General features: G+C 74.1%; 22 protein-coding genes and 1 pseudogene. 9 read left to right on the plus strand and 14 right to left on the minus strand.

Annotated features, from left to right (window positions below):
- Positions 1–146: 146 nt before the first annotated feature.
- The gene (locus ACIRSU_RS09515) at positions 147–542 is read left to right on the plus strand and encodes a hypothetical protein (protein WP_403790269.1); all 396 of its coding nucleotides are present in this window, start codon (positions 147–149) and stop codon (positions 540–542) included.
- A 31-nt stretch (positions 543–573) separates the two neighbouring features.
- Here the strand turns inward: ACIRSU_RS09515 and ACIRSU_RS09520 are convergent.
- Together ACIRSU_RS09520 and ACIRSU_RS09525 are read right to left on the minus strand one after the other, a co-directional pair.
- Positions 574–825: pseudogene (locus ACIRSU_RS09520) on the minus strand (Hsp20/alpha crystallin family protein); the annotation flags it as partial.
- A gap of 113 nt (positions 826–938) precedes the next feature.
- Complete coding sequence (locus ACIRSU_RS09525) at positions 939–1,412, minus strand: hemerythrin domain-containing protein (RefSeq protein WP_403790271.1); 474 nt, start codon at positions 1,410–1,412, stop codon at positions 939–941.
- Between the two features lie 231 nt (positions 1,413–1,643).
- Between ACIRSU_RS09525 and ACIRSU_RS09530 the strand changes: the two genes are divergently transcribed.
- Complete coding sequence (locus tag ACIRSU_RS09530) at positions 1,644–1,880, plus strand: DUF6480 family protein (RefSeq protein WP_403790273.1); 237 nt, start codon at positions 1,644–1,646, stop codon at positions 1,878–1,880.
- Positions 1,881–1,909: 29 nt separating this feature from the next.
- Entirely contained in the window at positions 1,910–3,007 is a 1,098-nt protein-coding gene (locus ACIRSU_RS09535) for a glutamate--cysteine ligase (protein WP_403790274.1), read from the plus strand.
- Between the two features lie 165 nt (positions 3,008–3,172).
- Here the strand turns inward: ACIRSU_RS09535 and ACIRSU_RS09540 are convergent, their stop codons facing one another.
- The 3 genes from ACIRSU_RS09540 to ACIRSU_RS09550 all read right to left on the minus strand — a co-directional run bounded on the left by ACIRSU_RS09540 (position 3,173) and on the right by ACIRSU_RS09550 (position 5,311).
- On the minus strand, positions 3,173–3,742 hold the full coding sequence (locus ACIRSU_RS09540; protein ID WP_403790276.1) for a hemerythrin domain-containing protein: 570 nt from the start codon (positions 3,740–3,742) through the stop codon (positions 3,173–3,175).
- Between the two features lie 151 nt (positions 3,743–3,893).
- Positions 3,894–4,244 carry an STAS domain-containing protein gene (locus ACIRSU_RS09545; protein ID WP_403790278.1) on the minus strand — a complete coding sequence of 117 codons (351 nt, stop codon included), beginning with the start codon at positions 4,242–4,244 and terminating at the stop codon, positions 3,894–3,896.
- A 101-nt stretch (positions 4,245–4,345) separates the two neighbouring features.
- Positions 4,346–5,311: an LLM class F420-dependent oxidoreductase gene (locus ACIRSU_RS09550; RefSeq protein WP_403791454.1), complete on the minus strand. Its 966-nt coding sequence runs from the start codon at positions 5,309–5,311 to the stop codon at positions 4,346–4,348.
- A gap of 171 nt (positions 5,312–5,482) precedes the next feature.
- Between ACIRSU_RS09550 and ACIRSU_RS09555 the strand changes: the two genes are divergently transcribed.
- Positions 5,483–5,695: a CsbD family protein gene (locus ACIRSU_RS09555; protein WP_403790280.1), complete on the plus strand. Its 213-nt coding sequence runs from the start codon at positions 5,483–5,485 to the stop codon at positions 5,693–5,695.
- Between the two features lie 111 nt (positions 5,696–5,806).
- Here ACIRSU_RS09555 and ACIRSU_RS09560 read toward each other — a convergent pair whose 3' ends face one another.
- From ACIRSU_RS09560 to ACIRSU_RS09575, 4 genes are read right to left on the minus strand one after another with little or no spacing between them, the layout of a single operon-like run.
- Complete coding sequence (locus tag ACIRSU_RS09560; RefSeq protein ID WP_403790282.1) at positions 5,807–7,306, minus strand: hypothetical protein; 1,500 nt, start codon at positions 7,304–7,306, stop codon at positions 5,807–5,809.
- Between the two features lie 26 nt (positions 7,307–7,332).
- Positions 7,333–8,931 carry a serine/threonine-protein kinase gene (locus ACIRSU_RS09565; protein ID WP_403790284.1) on the minus strand — a complete coding sequence of 533 codons (1,599 nt, stop codon included), beginning with the start codon at positions 8,929–8,931 and terminating at the stop codon, positions 7,333–7,335.
- On the minus strand, positions 8,928–10,730 hold the full coding sequence (locus ACIRSU_RS09570; protein ID WP_403790286.1) for an FHA domain-containing protein: 1,803 nt from the start codon (positions 10,728–10,730) through the stop codon (positions 8,928–8,930). Before ACIRSU_RS09570 ends, ACIRSU_RS09565 begins: the two co-directional genes overlap by 4 nt.
- A 39-nt stretch (positions 10,731–10,769) precedes the next feature.
- Positions 10,770–12,230 carry a hypothetical protein gene (locus tag ACIRSU_RS09575; RefSeq protein ID WP_403790289.1) on the minus strand — a complete coding sequence of 487 codons (1,461 nt, stop codon included), beginning with the start codon at positions 12,228–12,230 and terminating at the stop codon, positions 10,770–10,772.
- 384 nt (positions 12,231–12,614) lie between these two features.
- On the opposite strand from ACIRSU_RS09575, the gene ACIRSU_RS09580 reads away from it, so the two are divergent.
- Both ACIRSU_RS09580 and ACIRSU_RS09585 read left to right on the plus strand, forming a co-directional pair.
- Positions 12,615–13,595, plus strand: coding sequence for a LysR family transcriptional regulator (locus ACIRSU_RS09580; RefSeq protein ID WP_403790291.1), 981 nt, complete (start codon positions 12,615–12,617; stop codon positions 13,593–13,595).
- Positions 13,596–13,769: 174 nt separating this feature from the next.
- Positions 13,770–15,380: a M4 family metallopeptidase gene (locus ACIRSU_RS09585; RefSeq protein WP_403790293.1), complete on the plus strand. Its 1,611-nt coding sequence runs from the start codon at positions 13,770–13,772 to the stop codon at positions 15,378–15,380.
- A gap of 84 nt (positions 15,381–15,464) precedes the next feature.
- Here ACIRSU_RS09585 and ACIRSU_RS09590 read toward each other — a convergent pair whose 3' ends face one another.
- On the minus strand, positions 15,465–16,088 hold the full coding sequence (locus tag ACIRSU_RS09590) for a TetR/AcrR family transcriptional regulator (RefSeq protein WP_403790295.1): 624 nt from the start codon (positions 16,086–16,088) through the stop codon (positions 15,465–15,467).
- Between the two features lie 550 nt (positions 16,089–16,638).
- Between ACIRSU_RS09590 and ACIRSU_RS09595 the strand changes: the two genes are divergently transcribed.
- A complete protein-coding gene (locus tag ACIRSU_RS09595; protein WP_403790297.1) occupies positions 16,639–17,475 on the plus strand; it encodes a helix-turn-helix domain-containing protein in 837 nt (278 codons plus the stop codon).
- An 89-nt stretch (positions 17,476–17,564) separates the two neighbouring features.
- Here the strand turns inward: ACIRSU_RS09595 and ACIRSU_RS09600 are convergent, their stop codons facing one another.
- Entirely contained in the window at positions 17,565–20,390 is a 2,826-nt protein-coding gene (locus ACIRSU_RS09600) for a hypothetical protein (RefSeq protein WP_403790299.1), read from the minus strand.
- Positions 20,391–20,558: 168 nt separating this feature from the next.
- On the opposite strand from ACIRSU_RS09600, the gene ACIRSU_RS09605 reads away from it, so the two are divergent.
- Both ACIRSU_RS09605 and lexA read left to right on the plus strand, forming a co-directional pair.
- Positions 20,559–21,179 (plus strand): L-threonylcarbamoyladenylate synthase, encoded by a 621-nt coding sequence (locus tag ACIRSU_RS09605; protein ID WP_403790301.1) that lies wholly within the window; start codon positions 20,559–20,561, stop codon positions 21,177–21,179.
- Positions 21,180–21,305: 126 nt separating this feature from the next.
- Complete coding sequence (gene lexA, locus ACIRSU_RS09610; RefSeq protein WP_403790303.1) at positions 21,306–21,977, plus strand: transcriptional repressor LexA; 672 nt, start codon at positions 21,306–21,308, stop codon at positions 21,975–21,977.
- Positions 21,978–22,120: 143 nt separating this feature from the next.
- Here the strand turns inward: lexA and ACIRSU_RS09615 are convergent, their stop codons facing one another.
- The 3 genes from ACIRSU_RS09615 to ACIRSU_RS09625 form a co-directional block, all read right to left on the minus strand.
- Complete coding sequence (locus ACIRSU_RS09615) at positions 22,121–22,711, minus strand: isochorismatase family protein (RefSeq protein WP_403790305.1); 591 nt, start codon at positions 22,709–22,711, stop codon at positions 22,121–22,123.
- A gap of 169 nt (positions 22,712–22,880) precedes the next feature.
- Positions 22,881–23,846 carry a M48 family metalloprotease gene (locus tag ACIRSU_RS09620; protein ID WP_403790307.1) on the minus strand — a complete coding sequence of 322 codons (966 nt, stop codon included), beginning with the start codon at positions 23,844–23,846 and terminating at the stop codon, positions 22,881–22,883.
- Complete coding sequence (locus tag ACIRSU_RS09625; protein WP_403790309.1) at positions 23,843–24,214, minus strand: BlaI/MecI/CopY family transcriptional regulator; 372 nt, start codon at positions 24,212–24,214, stop codon at positions 23,843–23,845. Before ACIRSU_RS09625 ends, ACIRSU_RS09620 begins: the two co-directional genes overlap by 4 nt.
- Positions 24,215–24,310: the final 96 nt, after the last annotated feature.

Below are 24,310 nucleotides of genomic sequence, written 5' to 3' on the forward strand. Positions count from 1 at the left end.
CGGGCCGTTGTTCCCGGCCCGCCTCCTTCCCGTAGAGCCATTCGAGGTCAGCCATGAACCTTTGCCGTGTTTTGTCGACATAATTGCTTGAAGGGGGAGAAGGTCGTGGCCCGTGTCGGACCGATCCGGGGAAAGAGGTGAGAGAGATGATCACCGAACTCGCACTCGAGCGGGTCCAGTTCTCCTGTGGGTACTGCTGGCGCGAGTGGAGCACCGATTACGACGTCCAGCAGTACCGGGACGATCAAGGTGGCGACTGGGAGTACTTCTCGCTCGACGGTGTGGCCGTGCCCTCGCCGTACACCCCTGCCGGTGCCGTCCCGTGCCCGAGGTGCGGTCGCAGGTGGGTGGGCCGCATCCTCGCCCGCAGGTCTATTCCGGCAGCCCCCGGCCCCGCTGACACGCCGCGCGAGAGCATCGTCGATGCGCCCGGCCACCGCCCCGAGCGGCATGGCGCTCCGCTGCTCGGCGCGTCCGCCCACAGCCAGCCGCAGCAGTTCGGGCCGCCCGTGGAGCGCGCCGGCGCGGCGGCGACCGGCTGAGCACACCGGCGTCGTACGTCGCCTCGATGTTCTCCGTGTCCAGCGTCTCCCCGAGGAACAGCCGGCGACTGAACGTGCCGGTGGGTCGCTCGGAGATCACCGTTTCCGCGCCTTCCTTGATCTCCGGCTTCCGCTCGGCCCGGACGGTCAGCACGTCCTTCTCGACGTCCAGGTCCAGGGACTCGGCGTCCACGCCGGGCCCTCCGGATCGCGCCGCCCGGCGGCGCCACCGCGGCGGCCGAGGACGCGGGGCCGGTGGTGTTGCATCCGGGGGCCCGGGCACCGGCCGGGCGCTGGCTCCTGGCCGTGAGCTTCTGCGGATCCTGACGGCCTCCCGCCCCCGCGGGCCCCGGCGATCGCCGGGACCCGCCAGGAGCGACTCCTGGGGTTCGGCTTCTAGGCGTCCGCGCTCGGCACCTCCAGCGGGCCCTCGGGCGCGTTGTGCCGCTCCTCGGCCATCCGCTCGCCCAGCGCGACCAGCTGCTTGCGGCCCATGGCCTTGCGCACCTCCGGGAACCAGTCGCGCTCCTCCTCCTCGACGTGGTGGCGGACGTTCTCCGTGAGCACCGTCATCTTGGCGTCGAAGCGCTCGTCGGCCGGGTCGAGCCCGGCGAGTTCCGACAGCATCCACAGCACGGCGTGGTGCTCCTCGACGCTCTCCAGGACGTGGTCCTTGGTGTCGGGCGCCGCCTTGCGCGCCGCCGGGTAGAACACCTGCTCCTCGATCCAGGCGTGCGCGGTGAGCTCGCGGATGACCTCGTCCACGATCTTCCGCTTGCGCTCCTGCGCGTCGTCGCCCGCCCGCTCGAACTCCTTGAACAGCTTCTCCACGGCCTTGTGGTCTTCGCGGAGCAGCACGATGCCGTCCATGAGGCACTCCTCCTCATCGGGTACGCGGCCGCCGTACGACGCCCGCCCGACGGCGTCCGGCCGCCGGTGCGCCCCGGCGAGTGCCCCGTCCGCGACCGCTCAGCCGTCGCCGTCCGGGCGCCGGTGCGAGAATGAAACCGCCCGGACCGGTCACACGCCTGGTCGCACGACAGGAGGCGCCGGGGTACGCGCCCGGCAGGCCGCCGGCCGGTCGTGCAGGAGGTGACCGTCATGACGACACCGCGCAACCCCGACCCCGATCCGCGCCGCGTCACGGGCCTCGAACCGGGCGGCCTCGTACCGCCGGGCGAGACACCGCCCGCCGAAGCCGGCACGGGCACGGAAACCGGGCCGCACCGCCCGCCGAAGCGGGGCTGGGCGACGGGTCCGCTCGCCGTCGTGCCGCTGACAGTGCTGCTCGTCGCCGCCTTCTTCCTCGTGTACGCGATCGTCCTGGCCGCGGGCTGACCGGCCGACGAGGCAGGGCGGGACGGGCGATGCGCACCACCGGAGTCGAGGAGGAGCTGCTGCTGGTCGACGCGCGCACGGGCGCACCGCTGGCCGTGTCCGCCGCGGTCATCGCCGCGGCCGCCCTCCGGGACACCGGAGCGGACGTCTTCACCAGGGAACTGAACCAGGAGCAGCTGGAGTTCGCCACCCGTCCGCTGCGGGACATGGCGGAGCTGCGGGAGGAGATCGTCCGGTGGCGCGGCGAGGCGCGCAGCCGCGCCGAGCCGGCCGGCGCCCTCGTCGCGGCTCTGGCGACCTCGCCGCTCCCGGTGGAGCCCTCGGTCAACGCGGGACCCCGCTACCGGTGGATGACCGAGCAGTACGCGCTCACCTCCCGGGAGCAGCTGACCTGCGGCTGCCACGTCCATGTGTCCGTGGAGTCCGACGCGGAGGGAGTCGGCGTCCTCGACCGGATCCGGCCCTGGCTGGCGCTCCTGAACGCGCTCAGCGGGAACTCGCCGTTCTGGCAGGGCCTGGACACCGGATACAGCAGCTACCGCAGCCAGGTGTGGAACCGCTGGCCGTCGGCCGGACCGTACGAGCCGTTCGGCGGCCCGGCGCAGTACCACCGGCGGGTCGAGGACATGCTGGCGACGGGCGTGCTGCGCGACCCGGGCATGGTCTACTTCGACGCCCGCCTCTCGCACAGCTACCCCACCGTCGAGATCAGGGTCGCCGACGTCTGCCTGGAGCCCGACACCACCGTGCTCGTCGCCACCCTCGCCCGCGCCCTGGTGGAGACCGCCGCCCGCGACTGGCATCACGGCGAGCCGACGCCCGAGGTCTCCACCGTGCTGCTGCGGCTCGCCTCCTGGCGCGGCGCACGCTCCGGGCTGCGCGGCCCGCTGATCGACCCGGTCTCGATGCGGCCCGCCTCGCCCGAGGCGGCGTTCGCCGCGCTGCTCCGGCACACCGAGGACGCGCTGCGGGCCTCGGGCGACCTCGAACGCGCCCGCCAGGGCGTCGCCGCGCACCTGGAGCGCGGCAACGGCGCGGACCGCCAGCGCGCCCTGCACGCCGAGGGGCGTTCCCTGGCCGAGGTCGTCCGCGCCTGCGCCCGCATCACGACGGCCGAGGCGGCCTAGGGCCGGTCCGGGCTCGGGCGAGCTCCGCTGCCGGGCCGCCGCGGCGGATCGGACGGATCGGGTGGCCCCCGGACCCGGACCGCTCGCGGGCCCGCGAGCGGTCCGGGTCCGCCCGGCGTCCGTTGGCGCGGTCGGAACCGGGCCGCCGCGGCCCCGCAGGGGCGCTCAGCTCCGCATGGCGTCCTTGGCGCGGTCGAGGAGTGCGGCGAAGGGGCCCACCGTCCACTGGGCGGCCGTCGAACCGGCGGCCGCGGGGTGCGGGTGGGTGGGGGCCATGCGCTCGGCGGCGCGGAGCCTGCGGCCCATCGAACGGCGCTCGTCGATGTCGCACGCCGCGCGGATCTGCGGGAACTCCTCCCGCTCCTCGTGCTGCGCGTGGTGCTCGACGGCCCGCTGGAACTGCGCCAGCTTCGCGTCGAACTCGGCGCTGTGCACGTCGAGGTCCTCCAGCGCGGCCAGCTCCTTGTTGGCCTGGGACTCCTCCTCGTTGCGGGCGTCCGCCTCGTACTTCCCGGCGACCCGCTTGGCCACGGGCCGCAGGATCATCTCCTCGGCGGTCTCGTGCACGGCGAGCAGTCCGCGCAGCTCGTCGAAGCACTGCTTCTTGGCCTCACCGTCGGATTCCATCGTCTCGGCGAAGAGCTGCCGGATCCGGTCGTGCTGCTCCAGCAGCTGTTCGAGAATGTCGTCCTCCTGCTCGGCCGCGTGCTGCGGGCCGGTCGTCATGCTGCTCATGACGTCTCCTCCGGATTGGGCGATGACGCGATTACGTACCGAGTGCGTACTCGTCTCCGTCTCCGCGTCTCGCCCACGACGGCGGCGCTAAACCCCCCGCCGCCCGTATTCCAGGACGCCACGAACGAAGGAGCGTGCCGTGCGCCGCACCTCACGTGGGTACGGCGGGGCCGAAGCCGAAGAGCTCGACCGAACCCGTGATCTCCAGCAGCCGCACCATCTGGTGGCTGGGGGCGGCGAGCGTGATCCCGTGGCCCGATTCCAGCGCCCGCTCTCTCGCGGCCAGCAGGACATTGAGACCGGTGGAGTCGCAGAACGAGGAATTCTGCAGGTCGAAGACTATTTCCGTGCCGCGCGGCGCCTCCGCGACCGCGGTGAGGAACGAGGACCGCAACGCGTCCGAGTGGTCCAGGTCCATGTTGCCGCTCACCCTCAGGACGTACGTGTCGGGGCCACGCCGCCCGGCCTCGTCGTGGGATGTGCGCTCCTCGTCGGATGTCATGACGCGCCTCCTCACCCCGGGGGCGGCTTCCCCCCGCGCCCCCTGCCAGCCTACGGCGCACCTCGCGCGGGCCGGCCAGGCCACGCCCGGCACCGGATCGCTCACAGGGTGCGCAGGGCCGGTAGCAGCGTGGTCTCGGCCCAGCGGAGGAAGGGGAGTTGGTGCTCGCCGCCGATCTGGACGAGGGCGAGATCTGTGAAGCCCGCCTTCGCGTACTCACGCACGGCTTCCACGACGGCGTCGACGTCGTCGCCGCAGGGGATCTCCCGGGCCACGTCCTCGGGCCGCAGCGAGGCGGACGCCTGCGCGAAGCCGGCCGGCAGCGGCAGTTCGGCGTTGACGTGCCAGCCACCGAGGGACCAGCGGAACTGTTCGTGGGCCCGGTCCACCGCCGCCGCCCGGTCGGTGTCGTAACTGACCGGAAGCTGTCCGATGCGCGGTTTTCCCGCTCCGCCGTGGGCGTCGAAGGCATCCAGCAGCTCACGCTCGGGCTCGGTGGCGATCAGCAGGTCCGCGTGGTGCCCCGCGACCTCGCAGGAGCGGGGGCCCGACACGGCGATCCCCACCGGCGGCGGCGTCTCCGGGACGTCCCACAGGCGCGCGTCGTCCACCTGGAAGTGGGTGCCGTGGTGCGTCACGTACGCGCCGGTGAACAGCGCGCGGATGATCCCCACGGCCTCCTCCAGCATGTCGAGGCGCACCCACGCCGAGGGCCAGCCCGTGCCGACGATGTGCTCGTTGAGGTTCTCCCCCGACCCGAGACCGAGCCGGAAGCGGCCCTCGGAGAGCAGCTGGAGGGTCGCCGCCTTCTGCGCGATCACGGCGGGGTGATAACGGAAGGTCGGGCAGGTCACGAACGTCATCAACGGGATCCGCGAAGTCGCCTGGGCGGCCGCTCCCAGCACGCTCCACGCGTACGGAGCGTGACCCTGCTCCTTCAGCCAGGGGAAGGAGTGGTCCGACATGACGGAGAAGTCGAAACCGATCCGCTCCGCCTCGACCACGTGATCGACCAGCTCACGCGGCCCCGCCTGTTCGGTCATCATCGTGTAGCCGATGTGCATCATGTGCGGCGGCTTGCCGCGAAGGCCGCTCCGTAAACGGGAGGGCACGGAGCTTACGGAGGTTACTGAGGTTACGGCGGGGAGTGCCGGGTAGCCGCCTGGCGAGCCGGGAGCGTCCGCCCCCTCGACGTTCCCGGGAAGCTTCGCGAGAACACGGCCAAGGAGCTGATTCGGGTGGCTGGAGGCAAGAGGATCCGCGGCAAGGCCCAGGAACAGATGGGCAAGGCCGAGCAGAAGGCCGGACGGGTGACGGGCAAGGACGATCTGCGCGTGAAGGGCGCCGCCGACCGGATGGAGGGCAAGGCCAAGCAAGCCGTCGGCGACGTGGAGAGGAAGACGAAGGGCACCGCGGAGGAGGCCAAGGGCAAGCTGCGCCGTCACACCTGACGGCGCGCGCCGATCAAGAGACCGGGGCCCGGGCGGCGATCACCGCCCGGGCCCCGGTCCGTCCCTCGACCGACACCGACACCCGGCGTCCGACGCCCCTCCCGACGGCCGTCAGCCGGCACACGCGTACGTGAAGGCGGCCTCGGCTTCGAGCGGGGTGGCGTGCGGGCGCAGGACCTCGAGGCGCGCGGTGCCGTGGAAGCGGCCCGGGCCGCGTACGGTCCAGCGGAGGTGCACCGTCACCTCGTGCTCGCCGCCCCGGGCCGTACGGGTCAGGAGGTCGGACCGCTGACCGTCGCTGCGCAGCCAGCGGTACGTGACCGGGCCCGCGTGGCCGTCCGTGGACACCACACCGGTCACCTCGGCCGTCCCGCCGCACGGCAGCTGCCGCGACGGGGCCGTGACCCGGACCGCCGTCACCGCCGGGCCTCCCGTCGGACGCAGCAGCAGCCACAGCACGACCGCCACCGCCGCGACCGCCGCCACCGCTGCGGTGGTGGCGAGCCGGCCGGCCGGCCGCCGCCGTCGGCGTACGGGCGTGGCCGCCGGTGCGGGGGTGGTGGCCCACAGCGCACGCAGGGCCTCCTCCTCGGAGCGCGGGACGCCCGGGCCGAAGCGCAGCACGATCTCGCCGTCGTCCTCGTCCCCGCCACCGCCGGGAGTAAGAGGAGTGGCGGGGATGCCCCGGTGGCGCTTGCCGAGAACGGTGTCCTGCTGCTCCGGAGGCCGGACCTGAGCGACGCCGGCAGCGGCGGACGCCGCCACCGACACCACCGAAGCCGCCGCCGACTCCGGTGCCGATTCCGCCGCCGGGGGCGCCGGAGCGGTCAGTTCCGCCAGGGCGGCGGCCGCCGCCGTCCGCAGCGCCGTCCTGTGCAGGAAGTCCCGGGGCAGCGCCGCGCGCCCCGAGGTGAGCGTCGTACGGGCGGCGGCGAGGCCGTCGGACTCGGCCGTGGCGGAGCAGCGGGCGAAGAGTGTGGCCGCCGGGGTGCCGGGCGCCGCCCAGGCGGTGCCGAGGGTACGGGCGAGGGTGGCCCACGCCGTGATGTCGGCGTCCTGGAGGGAGGCCGTGGACGCGGCGCTTTCGTCCTCGGCCAGGGCGGTGGCCAGCGACGTCTCCGTGAGCAGTGCGGTGCCGTCCGGGGCGAGGACCACGTGGTCGGCGGTGAGCGCACCGTGGGCGAGGCCGGCCGCGTGGAGGGCGAGCAGCGTCTGCGCGGTCTCGTTGAGCACGCTCGCCGCGCTGCCCTCGTCGAGCCCGGGTGCGCCGGCGGCGAGCAGGTCGGCGACGGTACGGGCCGGCGGGCGCGCGACGACCAGCCACACGTCCCCCGCCTCCTGGAGCAGGTCGACGGTGGCCGGTACGCCCGGCAGCCGCAGTTTCGCCACGGAGCGCACCGCGCCCGTGAGCCGCTCGCGCGCGCCGCTCGGCGCGAGCAGGGCGCGATGGATCCGCAGGACGCCGAGCGGCGGTTCGTCCGCGTCGCGGCTCTCGGCGGGCGCGAGCGCGTACCAGGTGCCGAACCGGCCGTTCCGCGACCAGTCCGCCAGGGCACGCCCGGCGACCGTGGCGGGTGCCGGGGGTGTCGGCGGCGTCAGCGGTGTCCTCATCCTGCCTGGTTCTCCTCGGTGGTGGCTCAGCACGGCGGTGCGTCGGCGGAGGCCGTCCGCGTTCCGTCGGGGGACTGCGGGCTGCTGCTGACGGCGACGGTCCAGGTGCCCCGGCACGGGTGGTTGGAGAAGTCGCCCACGAACGTCACGGAGTAGTGGGTGCCGCCCTCCAGCCGGCGCGACTGCGAGCCGTACGACTCCGCGGGCGAGTCCACGTAGTAGTCGGCGGTGAGCGTCAGGGGGCCGGTGCCGGTGGTGTCGACGGTCACGTCGGCGATCAGCGTGCTGCCCGCCCCACGGCGCAGGGGGCCGATGACGATCGTGACCGTGCCCGGCGTCGCCGGGGTCGTCGCCGTCGGGTCCGGGGTTGCGGCCGTGGTGCCCGGCCCGCCGGGTGCGGTCGTGGTGGGCGTGCCGTCGGCGGCCGGTGCCGTCGTCGTGTCGCTCGGCGTCGGTCCGGTCGAGGCGCTGCCGGACGGAGATCCGCTCGGCGTCGGAGAGTCCGAGGGCGGGAGGGACGACGAGGACGGGGCCGGGGCGCCGGATGCGGGGGTTCCGGAAGGGACGGAGCTCGCCACGGTCGTCGTCGTGTCGTCGGCCGCTCCGGCTGTCGCCACCGCCGCCGCACCGCCCGCGACCACGGCGAGCACGGCCGCCCCGACCAGCGTCCTTCCGAGGACGCCCTTGAGGCGGCCCAGGACCGTCAGCGCCGGTGTCGCCTCGTACACCGCTCCCGTCGTCGCGAACGGGAACAACAGCGCGAGCAGGGCGGCGAGCCGTCCGAGCCCGCGGCGTCCGCGTTCCTCCCAGTCGGCGCCGTAGCCGTCCGTGGCGGCGCGTTCGAGTCCGGCGAGGAAGGCGTCGATGCCGGGCCGGTCCGCCGGGTCCTTCGCCAGACCCGTCCGCACCAGGTCGCGCACCGGCTCGGGCACGTCGGCCACCTCGACGGGCGCCCGCATGTGCTGGAGCCGCAGCGCGATCAGGTCGTCGGTGACGAACGGCTGCCGGCCGGTGAGGCACTCGTAGAACACGGCCGTCGCCGCGTACACGTCGCCCGCCGGGCCCGCCCGCTCGCCGTCCCACTGCTCGGGCGCCATGTACGCGGGCGTGCCCGCGGCCTCCGCCTCGCGGCCCGCGCGCACGGCGATGCCGAAGTCGGCGAGGGCGCTCGAACCGTCGGCGCGGACCAGCACGTTCTCCGGCTTGTAGTCGCGGTGCACCACCCCGGCCGCATGGGCCGCGCCCAGCCCGAGCAGCGAGCCCTTGAGCAGCACGAGCGCCGCCTCCGGGCCGGTGGCCCCGTGTGCGCGCAGCAGTTCGCGCAGGGTGACCCCGTCGACCGCCTCCATGACGATCGCCGCGCCCCGCCGGGCCTCCACGTACTCGTACAGCCGCACCACGCACGGGTGCCGCAACTCGCCGAGCAGCCGCGCCTCGGCGCGGAACCGGGCCAGGAACTCGCGGTCGCGGTGCAGCCGTTCGCTCAGGTACTTGACGGCCACGGGGACTCCGGTCGCCTCGTGGCGTGCCAGGACGACCCGCCCGCCGGCGCCCCGGCCGAGCGTCCGTACCGCCGCGTAGCCGGGAACCTCCCAACCGGCATCCGTCCTGTGTGCGTCGCTCATGCCGTCCCCTCCAGGGTCGTGCCGTCCACGGCCGCCCCATCCGTCCCGTCCGCCGGGCGCGCCCGGTCCCTGGCCGCCCCGCCCGTCCCGTCCCCGGCCGCCGCCGCGCGACGCCGCTTGACCACCCGCACCAGCCACCGCACCGGCGCCGCCCAGACCGGGAAGGCCACCAGAGCCACGACCACGGCCACGAGCACCGTGTCCCACGGCGCGGGCACCCGCCCCTCCAGCCAGTCACCGAGCCGGGACCGCCAGGCCAGCAGGGCGAGGACCAGGAAGCCGTACGTCCCGACGACCACCGCGAGGCCGTACGCGGCCATGCCGGTCTGCCGCGCCCCCGGCCGGCGGCCCGCCCGCAGGTCCCGCCAGAGCCCCCTACGGAAGTACGCGCTCGCCTCCTCGCGCAGCCGCGGCACCCGCAGCGCATCCGTCAGCGCCTGATAACCGTCCAGCGGCATCAGCGGATTGAAGTTGTACAGGGTGTTCAGATACAGACCGAAGGCCAGGTGGAACAGCACGGCCGACACCGGCCCCACTGGCAGATACGCCGCGCCCACGGCGCACCAGCCCGCCAGCGCGGCCGTCGACACCGGCCCGGACAGCGCCACCACGACCCGCGACCAGCGGGTGCCGAACCACATGTCGCTCGTGTCCACGAACGCGAACGGCATCCCCATCATGAGCATGAAGCCGCCCCGCCTCACCTTGCGGCCGTACGACTTCACCGCCAGGGCGTGCGCGAGTTCGTGCACCACGAGCGCGGAGACGTAGCCGACGGCGAGCGCCACCGGGCCCCAGACGCCGGACCCGCCGAAGTCGAGGAGGTGCTGCCGGTCCTGCGCCACCGCGAAGAACACCACCATGCCGCCGAGCAGCGACAGCCAGACCAGCGCCACTCCGGTACGGGTGAAGAACCGCCAGCCGCCGCCGGCGTACAGCCGCGTCACCGCGCCGTCGAGGCCCGGCACGGACACCTCCAGCCTGAGCAGGGCCCGGTACACCGCCCGCCACAGCCGGCGTACTCCGGTGACGTCCTGCTTCTCCGGCTGCCCGGGCAGGCCGTGGAGGAGACCGGCGCCCGCGAACGTCGCGAGCGCGGCCTCGATCCGCGGCAGCGCCAGCTCGCCGAAGCGGTCCGCGTACGCGAAGAGCAGGTCCCGCACGGTGGCGTCGCCGTCGAGCGCGTTCCACAGGAACACCTCGCGCTCGTCGAGCCGGAGGTACCCGCCGGTCCGCGTGTTGCTCAGCACCCAGTGCGGCTCCGCGCGGCCGCTCGTCGGCACCTGCTTGAGCGCCCATCCGCCGCGGCGGCGCGGCCGCGCGGTGAGCGGGCCGTGCGCCTCCGGCGCCTCCGGCTCGGCGACGGTGCCGGCGGGCAGCTCGGTGAGCCGGGTGCCGACCATGACGGTCCGGGAGCCGATCCGCGCGTCACGCGGCTGCTCGAACACCATCCGCACGTCGCCGACGCACAGTTCGGCGCCGTCGTCCAGACGCGCCGAACCGCCGTGCAGGGGCGCCCCGCCGGCGACGGCCGTGCCGTTGAAGGAGTCCAGGTCCTCGACCCGGAAGCCCGACGCGTCACGGACGACGCGGGCATGGCGGCGCGACACGCTGCCGTCCGCGAGGACGACGTCGTTGTCCGCGCCGCGGCCCAGCGTGGTGACCTCGCCGGTCAGCGAGACGAGCAGGCCGGGGTCGTCGAGGCCGCGCAGCCGGGGCGCGGCGAACGACGTGGCTGCCGCGCCGCGGCGCAGGGTGCCGCAGCGCAGGCAGTACGGGAAGTCGCGCCGGACGTGCACGCGACAGGCATGGCAGAGCATTCCGATGGGCCCGACGCCTCAGGAACCGGTGACGAAGGAACCGCCGGCGGAGCCGCCGAGCGCGTCGTGGCCGGGCCCGGTGGTGCGCAGGTGGCTGTCGCCGAGCCGGTCGAGGCCGGGGCGGATGATCCCGCCTCCGCCGCTGGGCCGGCGTCCGTTCTCGCTGCTGCTTACCTCTCCGCCGCCGCCCTCGCCGCCGCCGGGGTCGCCTCCGCCGCCGGGCCGGCGCCCGTTCTCGCTGCTGCTGCCCTCGCCTCCGCCCCCGCCGTCGCCTCCGCCGTCACCGCCGCCGGGGCCGCCGGGGCCGCCGCCGGGTCGGCGTCCGTTCTCGCTGCTGCTGCCTTCGCCCCCGCCGCCGCCTTCGCCGCCTCCGCCTCCACCGTCACCGCCGCCGGGGCCGCCGCCGGGTCGGCGTCCGTTCTCGCTGCTGCTCCCGTCGCCTCCGCCCCCGCCGTCACCGCCGCCCCCGCCTTCACCACCGCCTCCGCCTTCGCCCCCGCCGGAGCCGCCGCCGGGCCGGCGTCCGTTCTCACTGCTGCTGCCCTCGCCGCCGCCCCCGCCGTCGCCGCCACCCTCACCGCCTCCGCCGCCTTCGCCTCCGCCGCCGGGCCGGCGTCCGTTCTCGCTGCTGCTCCCTTCGCCCCCGCCGCCTTCGCCTCCGCCGCCTTCGCCGCCGCCGTCCTCGCCGCGCTCGGAGATGCCGCCGTGGCCGAAGTCGCCGGCATGGCCGCCCTCCCCGCCGACGCCGCCGCCGAAGCCGTCGCCATGGCCACCGATTCCGCCGAAGCCGTCGCCATGGCCACCGATTCCGCCGAAGCCGTCGGCGCCGAACCCTCCGTCGAATCCGCCGTCCTCGCCGAAGCCGCCCGGCCCGCCACTCCCCAGGTCCCCGGACCCGTGACCGCCGAAGCCGTCGCCGCCGCCGTCCCCGAAGGAGCCGAAGTCACCGAAGCCGCCGGAGTCACCGAAATCGCCGAAACTGCCGAAATCGCCCGAGCTGCCCAGGTCTCCCGAGCCGCCCAGGTCTCCCGGGCCGCCGAGGTCACCCAGGAGGGACCCGCCGTCGTCGAAGGAGGCGTTGCCGAGCGAGTCGCCGAGGAGACCGGCTGCCTCGGTGGGCGCCACGTCGAGCTCGGCCGTCCCGGCGGCGGGCACCACGTCATGTGTCACGGCGTCATGGGCCACCGCGTCATGCGCCACGACGTCGTGCGACGGCGCGTCGAGCGGCACGTCGTGGTGGGCCAGGGCGTGCGCCGCGTTGCCGAAGAAAAGGGACGACTTGGACAGCCGTGCGTCGAGGGTGGTCGGCCCCTCGCTCGTACCGGAGTCCACCCGGAGTCGGCGCAGCTCGTCGACCTGTTCGGGCGTCAGGCCGAGTCTTCGGGCCACCTCGGCGGTGTCGCCGTCGAGTTCCGCGGCGAACGCGGGGTCGGTGGCCAGGCGGGTCATGGCATCGCGAAAGGCGTCGTTGTCGGTCATGGCCTCACGTTCTCCGTCGGTGTGCGTGCGCATGGTGCTTCCGGCGGGAAGTGGAGGGTCCCCCTGGTCGGCGGCATGGATGCCTTTCCGGCCATCCCAACCGATGCCTGCACCGACCCTTATAGAGGGTTTCGACCGCCCTGCGCAAGGGTGCAGGAGGGGGCGAACCGCCTGCCGGGCGGCGATCCGGCAGAAGGGTTTCGGCCAGCCCGGTCCGTCATGGCCTCCGCGGCGGCGGCACCCCCGGCCGTACGCAGATTTTGCCGTCCCGTGGTTGCCGCCCCCACGGCTCCGTCAGACGCTTGGTCACCATGCCCCCGGGCAGCTGGTTTCTGCTGGTCACGGGGGGTGCAGGAGACCCTCCGCCCTGAGCGGGGGACATACATGCACCTCGAGTTCCGGCACCTCCGGGTCCTGCTCACCGTCGCCGAGGCCGGCAGCATCCGCAAGGCCGCCGCGCGGCTGCAGCTCTCCCAGCCGGCCACCAGCGCCCAGCTTAAGCGGATCGAGCAGGAGTTGGGCGGTCCGCTCTTCGTCCGGAGCGCCGAGGGGGTGAAGCCGAACGAGAACGGGCAGTACGTGCTGCGCTGCGCACGCGACCTCGTGGTCGGCTTCGACCGGCTGCGCGAGCACGCGCGGTCGGCCGCCGAGGCGGACCGGGAGGCCGTCGCGCCGCTGCGGGCGGGCGGAACGGCCGGCCCGCTGGTGTCGCTGCTGATCTCCGCCCTCTTCGAACTCGACCCGGAACGCCGGCTCACCATCGACTCCCGCCGCTCCGTGCACACCCTCGTCAAGGCGCTGAGTCAGGCGAAATGCGACATAGCGGCGTTCGGTGAGTTCCCGGGCTTTCCGCTTCCCGTCGGCGATTCGGTCGCGACGCGCACCCTGCTGCGCGAGCCGGTCTTCGTCCTGCTCGCCGAGGACCATCCGCTGGCCCGCCAGGAGAAGGTCGGCCTCCATGAGCTGGCGGGCGAGGAGTGGGCCATGCCGGAGGCCGACGAGAGCGGTGTGCACGCGTACCTCCATCTCACCTGTCAGGCGGCGGGATTCACTCCGCGCATCGCCCATGTGACGCCGGATCTGTCCGTGGCGCAGATCCTGGTGGCCAGCCGCCGCGCCGTGTGCGGTGTCTGGCCGACGGCCGAGGTCCCCACCCAGGGCACCGTGCTGCGGCCGCTGGTGGACGTCCCGTTCCACCGGCGGCTGTTGCTGGCCTGGAACACGGAGTCGGTTCCGCCCGAGCTCGCCGACGCGGCGGCCGAGCGGGTGCTCGCCGCGTATCTGTCGCTGGTGCGGGAGCGGCCGCAGTACCTGGCCTGGTGGCAGGACGGCGGGGAGGAGTTCGCGCTCGGCGCGGAGACGTGACCGGCCGGGTCCGCATCCCGGGCGTGCGTCGCCCCGGCGACGCACCCCGCACCCCTATAGCGCCGCGGTTATATGCCACCTGGGATCACGTCAGGAACATGTCACCTGGTGAACACTTCGCGTCAACGTCCAAGGACGTCGTCACCCCCACGACGAGCGAAGGAACCACCCGTCATGGCCCGTCCCCTTCTTGCCCTTTCCACGATGGTCGCCGCCGGCGTCATCACCGCGGGTGCGATGACCGCACCGGCGTACTCGCAGCCCCTCGAGACGCAGCAGGCGACCTCCGCGCGCTCGGCGCGCGACACGGCCATATCCCGGGCCGAGGCGAACGTGGCCCGGCACGCCGACACCTTCGGCTTCGGCGCCGGCCAGGCGCTCCACGTCAAGGACGTCATCATCGACGCCGACGGCACCCAGCACGTCCGTTTCGAGCGGACCTACCGCGGTCTCCCGGTCGTCGGCGGCGACTTCGTCGTCCACCAGAAGGCCGACGGCTCGCTCAAGGGCTCCAGCAACGCCAAGGCCCACAAGGTGGCGCTCACGTCCGTCACCCCCTCCGCCGACGCCAAGGGCACCGCGGCCGGCGCCATGAAGCGCGCGCAGGGCGTGGTCAGCAACGCCAAGTCCACCCCCGAGCTGATCGTGTGGGCCGCCGACGGCACCCCTCGTCTGGCCTGGCGCACCACGGTCCAGGGTCTGGGCGACAAGGGCCAGCCGCACGGCGAGGTCTTCGTCACCGACGCCACCACCGGCGCCGCGATCGAGAACTACGACGTCGAGCACGAGGCGACCGGCACCGGCCACTCCGAGTACACCGGTGACATCGGCATCGACACCACCCTGCAGGCCAACGGCGCCTTCGCCCTGATCGACCCGGTGCGCGGCCACATCACCAAGGACGCGCACAACGTCTCGGCCTCGTCCCTGAACGCCTCCTCCGGCACGCTGTTCACCGACGCCGACAACATCTGGGGCGACGGGAAGAAGTTCTCCACCGACCGCGCCACCGCCGCCGTCGACGCGCACGCCAACACCGCGATGACGTACGACTACTACAAGGCGACGTTCGGCCGTAACGGCATCAAGAACGACGGCCGCGGCGCCACCGTCTTCGTCCACGTCGGCACCAACTGGGACAACGCCCAGTGGTCGGACTCCTGCTTCTGCATGATGACCGGCGACGGCGACGGCACCACCGACCCCGAGCAGGTCGACCTCGACACCATGGGCCACGAGATGACTCACGGCGTCACCTCGGCCACCGCCAACCTGCGCTACAGCGGTGAGTCCGGCGGCCTGAACGAGGCCACCAGCGACATCCTCGGCACCATGGTCGAGTGGTACGCCAACAACCCGATCGACACCCCCGACTACCTCTTCAGCGACCAGTCCACCCCGCCGTGGCTGCGTCGCTTCGACAAGCCGTCCCTGGACGGGCGCTCCGCCGACTACTGGTCGAAGACCGTGGGCCGGCTCGACGTGCACAACTCCTCGGGCGTCGGCAACCACTGGTTCTACCTCGCCAGCGAGGGCAGCGGCGCCAAGACCATCAACGGCGTCTCCTACAACAGCCCGACGTACAACGGCTCCACCGTCACCGGCATCGGCAACAAGAAGGCGTCCGCCATCTGGTACCGGGCCCTGACCGTCTACATGACCTCCACCACGGACTACAAGGGCGCCCGCACCGCGACCCTGAACGCGGCGAAGGACCTGTACGGCGCCACCAGCCCCGAGTACGCCACCGTGGCCGCCGCCTGGACCGCGGTCAACGTCCTCTGACGCACCCACGCACGGCGTGAGCCGTGACAGCCGGCCCGGACGACGCCGAGGAACCCCTCGGCCGTCGCCCGGGCCCCGGCGCGTTCACGCCCCGGCGGCGGGTGTTCCGGTGACGCGGGGCCGGGCGACGGTGACGAGATAGGCGGCGTACTCGTCGAGGGCGGCGAGCGCGAGGGCGTCGTCGCGGTCGATCAGCCAGGTGAGGGTGAGGCCGTCCAGGACGCCCAGGCCGTGCCGGGCGAGGACGGGCAGCGGGACGGTCCACTCGATGCCGGCCAGCCGGGCCATCGTCTCCAGGGAGGCGACGGTGACCTCCGCGTAGTGCGCGTACTGCCTGCGGGCGAGTTCGGCGAGGCCCGGCTGGCGCAGCGCGTACTGGGTGAGCTCGTACGTGAGGAGGTGCTCGTCCGGGCTGCGCCGGATGCCCTCCCAGTACGTGTGGAGGCCCGCCCGGATCGTCTCCTCGGCGGAGGCGCCCTCGGTGGCCGCCGCGACGGCGGGGGCCGAGGCGCGCACCATGATCCGCTCGATGACGCTCTGCAGCAGCTCCTCCTTGGAGCGGAAGCAGTAGTGGAACGCGCCGAGCGGCAGCCCGGCCTCGGCGACGACCGCGCGGGTGGTCGCCCTGGCCACCCCGTCGCGGATCATGACCCGGATCGCCGCCTCGATCAGCTCCTCGCGGCGCTCGTCGGCCGAACGTCGGGTCATGCGCGGCTCCAGGATGCGGTCGATGGCGTGCGGGTCAGCGGGCTCCGGGCACGCTACCCCACCGACTCGGATCTTCGCGCAGGGATGGAGGGAGGCCCCGGGCAGGGGTGGAGGGATCTGCCCGGGGCCCCACGAACCGGCCGGCCGGCGCCACGGGCGTACGCCGTCGGCCGCTCGTACGGTCGGTGTCGAGGACGCGACATCGTGGCGATTGTCGGCACCGACCGCAGCGGATGGCCCCCCGAACCCCCGGCGTGGGCGGAGCCGGTACGGCGTCGACGCGCCGGCCGGCCGCCCCGCCGGAGCTTCGGCGAGGACGAACAGGGCTGCCCCAACGAGCCGACGTGACGGATCTGGCCGTCCGGCTCGCAAATTGCCCTGCCGTGTTGCAGTGTGGCCGTCCCGCCCCGCTTCCCGGCAGGTCAGACGTCCACACCACCCAGCTTGTCCCGTCGGCCGGGCGATATCTACGCGCAGTTTTTATGAGGAATACCGGCGCCACTAATTCCCTCCCCGGCGGCGCCGGCAGCACCACGTAGGACACACGACGATGGCCTTGAACAAACCCGCGCTGAAGGCGCTGCTCACCGGACGCCGGGCGCTGATCTGCCCGGAGGAACACGGCCTCACCCGTCCGACCGGCCAGGGCCGCCGCGCCCACGGCCTGTCCCAGCAGCAGGTCGACGAGCTGACCGGGCGGGCGCTGCACACGTACAGCCGGCTGGAGACCGGCCGCTACCCCAACCCGCCGATCGGCTACCTCCGACAGATCGCCCGGCTCTTCGGACTGAACGAGCAGGAGTGGGACAGCCTCTGCCGGTACGCCGGCATCGGCGACCCGCCCGGCCCGCTCAGCACGGTCTCCGGACTCGAGGTGCACGGCGCGTGGCAGGAGGCCGTCGACGGGATCGCGCACATGGCGTACGTCACCGACGCCTCCTGGAACCTGCTCGCCTACAACGAGCCCCTGGCCGAGGCGTTTCCGGGCGGCCGGACCCCGGACAACATGATGGACTGGATGCTGCTCGACCCCGACGGCCGCGTCACCCTGATGGACTGGCGGACCGTCTGGGCGCCGCTGGTCCTGCCCCAGCTTCGGGCCGCGCTCGCGCTGCGCCCCGACGACGGGACGCTGCTGCGCATCGCCCGACGGGCGGTCGAGGACCCGGCGCTGCGGCCGCTGTGGGTGGCCGGCGGGGCGCAGGTCCATCCGGACGGCGACGAACGCCCGCTGCGCCATGCCCGCTACGGGCCCGGACACGTCACCATGTGCGCCGCGCAGCCGATGGCCGCCCCGGGCTCGCGGCTGATGATCCTGGTCTTCCACCCGGGCACCGCGAAGGCCCACGCGCGGCTTCCCGTGCTCCGCGCCCCCGTCGGCGCCTGACCCCTCGGCGCCGGACGCCGGACGGCCGCCGGCCCCGGGATGGGACCGGCGGCCGCCGGGTCGTCTCGATTCGCTCGGTTCAGTCCGTCTCAGGCGGCGTCCCGCACCGTCCCGGTGAACTCCGGGCCCTGGACGGGCTCCCACTTCTCGTCGTACGTGAACAGCCGGGCCCGCAGCGACTCGTTCGGCTCCCGGACCGTGTCCTTGGCCGTGGGCACGGTCACGTCGGTGGAGGTCCGGCCGGCCGGGACGGAGAAGCCCAGCGACGAGTCCGGCCCCATCAGCGCGGACAGCGGCACCGCCGGGTCCGGCACGTGGCCGAAGTTCTCCTCCAGCCAGCCCGGGTCGAGGTCCGCCGAGTTCAGCTCCGCGCCGCCGGTCACCGGCAGGAAGGTGATCCCGCCCACCACGTCGGCGTCGGCCGCCGTGGACAGCGTCACGCGCCAGGTCAGTTTGCCGCCCTCGGTGACGTCGGCCGCGACCGGCGTGATCCGGACCTTGGGCATGGGGTCGTCGTTCTTCGCGGTCACACCGCCGTGGTGGGCGCCGACCACCGCGCCGCGCACCGCCTTGACGAAGGCGTCCTGCGACACGTCGTACCCGAAGCGCGTGTTGCCGCGCACCTCGACCTCGACGTCGATGTCCTGGCGACCCGGGCGGACCGTGACCAGGCGCGAGGCGATCCCGTCGGTGCCGGGCTTCGGCACGAACAGCCGGACCTGGCCGCTGCCCTTGCCGGACACCCGCACCGGGACGCGGTACGTGCGCACGCCCGAGTCGCCCTCCTTGACCGTCAGACGGCCGATGTCGACGCGCGGCAGCTCCGCCGCGGCGACCGCCGGCAGACCGGGGCGCCAGCCCCAGGCGTCCATCAGCCAGGCCCGGCCCGACCCGGCGCGCGGGGTGAGTTCGAGCGTGCTGATCTTCTTCAGGTCCAGGCGGGCCCGGGTGGCGGCGGACAGCGGTACGCGGACCTCGCGGGCCCAGAGCGCGGTGTTCCGGTCGCTGCCGGGCAGTCCGTCGACGCGGACCCGGCCGAGCGCCGCGCGGTGGCCCGAGGCGTCGGTCACGGCCACGTCGAACTCGGTGCCGCCGGTGTTCGGCGGCACGAAGAGCCGCAGCGCGAGGGACTCGGCGCCGCCGAGCGCGACCGGGCGCGCGGAGCGCACGGTCACCGGGGTGCCCGGGCGGGTCCAGCGCAGGGCGATGGCGTCCCGTCCCGGCTCGCGCCCGGTCTCCCAGAACGCGAAGTGCGGCGACTGGCCGCCCTCGTCGGGCTTCAGGCAGGCCCGCGCCGGATCCGGGTCGATCTGCGCGCACAGCCGGCCGGCGCCCGACACGGTGACCGAGGAGCCCGGCAGGAAGGCGGGCGTGCGCCGCCCGCCGACCGCGTGGCTGAGCACCCGCGCCGGGCCGGCCGAGGGCGCCCGGCGCCCGGTGCCGTCGAGCAGCGGACGGACCTTGTCGTCGCCGTCGACGAACACCCGGGCCGCGGCCGCGATGTAGGTGTCGCCGGCGGCCTGCTGCCGCGCGGCGGTGAGCCGGGTCGCGGTGCCGGGGGAGCAGACCGGGTCGGTCGCGCCCGGCTCCGTCCCGAAGTCGTCGTTCGCGGGCGCCTTGGCCTGCCCCGGCGTCCATTCGCTGTTGAAGAAGTTGTGGTTGGCGCCGACCACGTAGACCGCGCTGTGCAGCGCCGCGCCCTTGCTGACGCCCCGGGTGCCGTCGACGTAGATCTGCCCCTGGAGGTCCGACACGTCGCCGTCGCAGCCCGGCAGGATCGTCATGGACGGCACGTCCGGGACCGGGTTCTGGCCGAAGATCGTGGGCCCGATCAGGACGTTGCCGCGGATCTTCCACCGCACGGGCCCTCGGTAGCCGTCCTGGTCGGCGGGCGGCGGGTAGAGGCTGTCGAGCGCGGCCCGGTTGACGCCCTCGCCGCCTCGCGAGTGGCCGACGAGCAGCACCTTGGAGAGGTCGGCGGGCGCGGTGCCCCGCACGGCGGCCGGGGCCGTCTCCGGGTGCGCGGCCCAGTCGGCCCAGCGGGCGAGGTGCAGCCGGACCAGCGACGAGCGGGCCTCGGCACCGCCGTCCTCGGCCAGGTGGTCCTGTCCGTTGATGCCGTTGGCGGAGATCGAAAGTGTCACGTAGCCCTGCGAGGCGAGCAGCTTCTGGGCCGTCAGATAGCCCTGGTGGCTCGGTATCGGCCTGGTCCCGGCCGGGCAGGGCCACTGGCCGGTCACCTCGTCGCGGCCCGGCGTGTAACAGGTGCCGTGCCGGCCGTGCAGGAAGAGCGCCACCGGGCGCTTCCCCGGCGCGTTCGCCGGGCCGACGACGGTGGCGCGCATCTCGACGGGCGCGGGGAAGCCGGGCAGCCTCACGGACCGCAGGTCGTACTCGCCGCGCACGGTGCGGTAGCGACCGGGCACGCCGGGGTCCACCGGGTTGGCCGGCAGCGGCGGCTCCTGCCCGGCGGACGGGGCGAGCGGGCGGCTGGGGGCGAGCCGGGGTGCCCGGGCGGCGCCGGACGCGGACGCGGGCACGTCGAGGCGGCGGCCGGCGGCGGTCACGCTCAGCCGTGCCCCCTGGTCGACGGAGGTCTCCCCGAGCGTCAACCGAAACGTTTTTCCATCGGGTTGGGCCACCGGATGTCCCAGCAGCCGGTCACCGTCCCGGAACTCGACCCGGGCATCGCCCATGGGTACGGGCTCCGGTGCCGTCCAGACCAGCTGCCGGCCGGCACCGGTGCCGGTGAGCCGCCAGCCCCCGGGCAGGCCGAGCCCGCCGTCCGGCGACGCCGTCGGCGGTGTGGCCGGCGGTGTGTGCGGCGCCGGCTGCGCGGACGCGATGCCCGGTGCCGCCGCCGTCAGAGCCAGTAACGCCACTGCGGTGGTCACGCCGCGTGTGACACGTATCAAAGCGGTCTTCCTCACGATCGGTTCTCGTGGGGAAACTCCTGGGACCCCCCGTCACCCGGTCTCCCGGGCATCACCGGCCCCTGGTTCCCCCCTCGCCCCGGGAGGACGGTGCAGCAGGTCCGCGGGTTGCCTCGGCACGCCCGATGCCTCATCCCGTAGGGTCGGAAAATGGCCAAGTACTTCGACGTGCACCCGATCTCGCCGCAGCCCCGCACCATCGGCACCGTGGTCGACAGCCTCCGGGCCGACGCCCTGATCGCCTATCCCACCGATTCCTGCTTCGCGCTCGGCTGCCGCGTCGACAACCACGAGGGACTGGACCGGATCCGCACGATCCGGCGTCTCGACGACCGTCACCACTTCACCCTGGTCTGCGAGAACTTCGCCCAACTCGGCCAGTTCGTGCGCTTCGACAACGACGTCTTCCGCGCCGTGAAGGCCGCGACCCCGGGCAGCTACACCTTCATCCTGCCCGCCACCAAGGAGGTCCCGCGCCGCCTCCAGCACCCCAAGAAGAAGACCGTCGGCGTCCGCATCCCCGACCACGCCGTCACGCTCTCGCTGCTCGCCGCCCTCGGCGAACCCCTGGTCTCCAGCACCCTGCTGCTCCCGGACGAGGACGAGCCGATGACCCAGGGCTGGGAGATCAAGGAGCGCCTCGACCACGTCCTCGACGCCGTGGTCGACTCCGGCGACTGCGGCACGGAACCCACCACCGTCGTCGACTTCTCCAGCGGCGAGGCCGAGATCGTACGGCGCGGAGCGGGTGACCCGAGCCGCTTCGAGTGACGCCCGCGGGCGGCGGAAACGGTCCGTCGACGGTCCGACCAGTGGACCCGACCTGCTGCGATGCCGGTGCGGCGGGTTAGTGTGCAGTATCGGCGCAAGCGGAAGAGCGAAGAACGGAGGCCGACCATGGGCAGGAACCGTGCCGGCCGGCCGCCGGGCACCCGGACCAACGACGACGGGCTGACCCAGCGGCAGCAGCAGATCCTCGACATCATCCGCTCCCACACCCAGGACCACGGCTTCCCGCCGTCGATGCGGGAGATCGCGTCCGCCGCCGGTCTGCTCAGCACGTCCAGCGTGTCCCACCAGATCCGGGCCCTGGAGAAGAAGGGCTTCCTGCGCCAGGACCCGCAGCGCCCGCGCGCCTATGTGGTCGCCGACGCCGGGTCCGCCGCCGGCCCGGACGGCAGCCTGGCCGAGCGGCAGGCCGTGACCGTGCCCCTGGTCGGCCGGATCGCGGCCGGTGTGCCCATCACCGCCGAGGAGCTGGTGGAGGACACCCTGGTGCTGCCCGCCCAGGTCGTCGGCGCGGGCCGGCTGTTCGCCGTGACCGTCGTGGGCGACTCGATGAGGGACGCGCACATCGAGGACGGCGACGTCGTGGTCGTCCGCGCCCAGGACACCGCCGACGACGGCGACATCGTCGCCGCCATGCTGGACGGCGAGGCCACCGTGAAGCGCCTCGCGCACGAGGGCCCGCACGTCTGGCTGATGCCGGCCAACCCGCGCTACGCGCCGATACCCGGCGACGACGCCGTGATCCTCGGCAAGGTCGTCTCGGTCTTCCGCACCCTCTGAGCCGCCCGCCGCCGGGCCGGAGCCCGGCCGTCCCGGCTCAGCTCAGCGCGGCCGCGGTCGGCACGACGATCCCGTACAGGTCGTCTCGGTCTTCCGCACCCTCTGAGCCGCCCTCCGCCGGGCCGGAGCCCGGCCGTCCCGGCTCAGCTCAGCGCGGCCGCGGTCGGCACAACGATCCCGTACAGGTCGTCGACGGTCGCGAGCGCGCTGTCGTGCAGCTGCCGCGCGGACACCTCGGCGCCCGCCGTCGCCAGCGGACGGGTCGCGCAGGCGTCGGCGACGACGGTCGGGCGGTTGCCGCGCAGGAAGGCGGCGGCCGTCGTGAACGCCACGCACATGTGCGTCATGAAGCCGGCGACGACGACGTCCTTGTGCCCGGCGGCGTCCAGGTGCTCGCCGAGCTCGGTGCCCACGAAGGCGTCCGGCACCGTCTTGACCACGACCCGCTCGCCCTCGACCGGGGCCACCCGGGGATGGATCTGCCCGATCTCGGCGCGGATGTCGTACGGGGTGCCCTCGCCGCCGTCGTTGATGACGTGGACGACGGTGGCGCCCGCCGCCCGGGCCCGGGCCAGCAGGTCGGCGGCGGCGTCCAGCGCGGCCTCCCAGCCGGTCAGCTCCATCACGCCGCGGGTGTAGGTGTTCTGGTAGTCGATCAGGATCAGCGTCGCGTCGGCCAGCGAGGCCGGGGTCTGGTCGAAGCCGCTGAGCGTGCGCAGGGTGGTGGAGGACATGACGCCCTTTCTCAGGTGATGGTTCGGGAAGGGAGCGCGGCCGCCGGTCCGGTTCCGGACCCCGGCCGACCGCGCCCTTCCACGCTACGAACCACCCCGTGATGGCGGCAATGTCATACGAGTTGCAGATCCGGACATCGCCCCAGGAGGCCCCGTCGCCGCCGGCGCGTCAGAGCTCCGCCCCGTCGCCCTGGGCGACTTCGACGTCCCGGTGCAGCAGGGTGAGGCCCGCGGCCGCGGATCCGGCGGCGGTGCCGCACAGCAGCGCCATGGCGAGCAGAGCGGGCGCGACGCGCCGGGTCGGCGCCCGGCCGAGCAGGGCCCTGACCCGCGCGGGGACGGGCCCGCCGACCGCCCGGGCCGCGAACGAGGGCCGGTCCGCGCGGCCCTGGGTGGCGGCGAGCGCCGCCCGGCCGACGGCCCGCGCGGTCAGCCCGCGGTCCCCGGAGTGCCGGGCCGCCGCCTCGTCCGCGGCGCGCTCCGCCGCGTACGACACCTGCGGCAGCACGCCACCGAGCGCGGGGTGGCACCAGCCGGCGAACCGGGCCGCGGCCAGGAAGAGATGGTGACGTCCGGCGAGATGGGCGCGCTCATGGGCGAGCAGGGCCTCGCGCTCGGGCGCGCTCAGGGCGCGCAGCATCCCGGAGGTCACGACGATCCGGTCCGGCCGGCACCTGGTCCCGGGCAGGGCGTACGCGTCGGCGCGCGGGTCGTCGACGACGCACAGGCCGCCGGCGTGCGGCAGCCCGGCCACGTCCTCGTGTGCGGCCCGGAACCGCCGCGCCTCCGGGATCGCCCTGCGGACCGCGACGGCGGAGGCGACGGCGAGCGCCCCGGCGGCGAGCACCGAGAGGCCGAGAACCAGGAAGCGCGGCCCGGTGTCCAGCGGCCGCACGAGCTCGGCGAGCCGCGCCAGCGGCGGTACGGCGAGGGCGAGCGGCAGCAGCAGGGCGCCCAGACAGGCGACGACGCCGAGGGCGAGGGCGGCGGCCGCGCCGGTGACCGTCCACAGCGCGATGTCGGGCCGCACCCGCTCGGCCGCCCGCCGGGCCAGCGGGGGCAGCGCCCACGGCAGGAGCAGCGGGAGCAGCAGCAGGGGGAGCGGTGCCAGGGCCGGCAGCGCCGGTACGGTCACGATCCGCCGCCCTCCAGGAGGCGCCGCAGCTCGGCCTCGTCCGTGGGGCTCAGCCCCTCGACGAAGCGCGCCAGGACCATGCCGCGGTCGGCGTCCTGGTCCAGCTCGCGGTGCATCCGGCGGGCGGTCAGCCCATGGGAGTCCTCGATCGGGTGATAGACGAAGCCGCGCCCGGCCGGGCTGCGGTCGATCGCGCCCTTCTCGTAGAGCCTGGCGAGGAGCGTCGCCACCGTGGTGCGGGCGAGCGGCTGCGGTATCGCGGACCTGACCTGCGCGGCCGTCTGCGGGCCGCCGGCCGCCCAGAGGGCCGCGAGCACACTGGCCTCCAGCTCGCCCGAGGGGCGTCGCTCGTTCTCCGTCTCCGCCATGGAACCTTCGTCTCCGGGTTTCGTCTACAGTGATGTAGACTGACTACTGTTCTGTAGACAGAGGATACGTGGTCGTCACCCCCCCGCCCGCCCGGG

Source organism: Streptomyces sp. NPDC101160 (genome assembly GCF_044768205.1).
Taxonomy (GTDB): Bacteria; Actinomycetota; Actinomycetes; order Streptomycetales; family Streptomycetaceae; genus Streptomyces.

What these genes read in the sequence shown, in the direction of transcription:
- lexA (WP_403790303.1), top strand. Translation starts at nt 21,306, where the DNA reads ATGGGCAGGAACCGTGCCGGCCGGCCGCCGGGCACCCGGACCAACGAC.
- ACIRSU_RS09595 (WP_403790297.1), top strand. Translation starts at nt 16,639, where the DNA reads ATGGCCTTGAACAAACCCGCGCTGAAGGCGCTGCTCACCGGACGCCGG.
- ACIRSU_RS09560 (WP_403790282.1), bottom strand. Translation starts at nt 7,306, where the DNA reads ATGAGGACACCGCTGACGCCGCCGACACCCCCGGCACCCGCCACGGTC.
- ACIRSU_RS09625 (WP_403790309.1), bottom strand. Translation starts at nt 24,214, where the DNA reads ATGGCGGAGACGGAGAACGAGCGACGCCCCTCGGGCGAGCTGGAGGCC.
- ACIRSU_RS09565 (WP_403790284.1), bottom strand. Translation starts at nt 8,931, where the DNA reads ATGAGCGACGCACACAGGACGGATGCCGGTTGGGAGGTTCCCGGCTAC.
- ACIRSU_RS09605 (WP_403790301.1), top strand. Translation starts at nt 20,559, where the DNA reads ATGGCCAAGTACTTCGACGTGCACCCGATCTCGCCGCAGCCCCGCACC.
- ACIRSU_RS09550 (WP_403791454.1), bottom strand. Translation starts at nt 5,311, where the DNA reads ATGATGCACATCGGCTACACGATGATGACCGAACAGGCGGGGCCGCGT.
- ACIRSU_RS09530 (WP_403790273.1), top strand. Translation starts at nt 1,644, where the DNA reads ATGACGACACCGCGCAACCCCGACCCCGATCCGCGCCGCGTCACGGGC.
- ACIRSU_RS09540 (WP_403790276.1), bottom strand. Translation starts at nt 3,742, where the DNA reads ATGAGCAGCATGACGACCGGCCCGCAGCACGCGGCCGAGCAGGAGGAC.
- ACIRSU_RS09580 (WP_403790291.1), top strand. Translation starts at nt 12,615, where the DNA reads ATGCACCTCGAGTTCCGGCACCTCCGGGTCCTGCTCACCGTCGCCGAG.
- ACIRSU_RS09615 (WP_403790305.1), bottom strand. Translation starts at nt 22,711, where the DNA reads ATGTCCTCCACCACCCTGCGCACGCTCAGCGGCTTCGACCAGACCCCG.
- ACIRSU_RS09590 (WP_403790295.1), bottom strand. Translation starts at nt 16,088, where the DNA reads ATGACCCGACGTTCGGCCGACGAGCGCCGCGAGGAGCTGATCGAGGCG.
- ACIRSU_RS09515 (WP_403790269.1), top strand. Translation starts at nt 147, where the DNA reads ATGATCACCGAACTCGCACTCGAGCGGGTCCAGTTCTCCTGTGGGTAC.
- ACIRSU_RS09525 (WP_403790271.1), bottom strand. Translation starts at nt 1,412, where the DNA reads ATGGACGGCATCGTGCTGCTCCGCGAAGACCACAAGGCCGTGGAGAAG.
- ACIRSU_RS09535 (WP_403790274.1), top strand. Translation starts at nt 1,910, where the DNA reads ATGCGCACCACCGGAGTCGAGGAGGAGCTGCTGCTGGTCGACGCGCGC.
- ACIRSU_RS09585 (WP_403790293.1), top strand. Translation starts at nt 13,770, where the DNA reads ATGGCCCGTCCCCTTCTTGCCCTTTCCACGATGGTCGCCGCCGGCGTC.
- ACIRSU_RS09545 (WP_403790278.1), bottom strand. Translation starts at nt 4,244, where the DNA reads ATGACATCCGACGAGGAGCGCACATCCCACGACGAGGCCGGGCGGCGT.
- ACIRSU_RS09575 (WP_403790289.1), bottom strand. Translation starts at nt 12,230, where the DNA reads ATGACCGACAACGACGCCTTTCGCGATGCCATGACCCGCCTGGCCACC.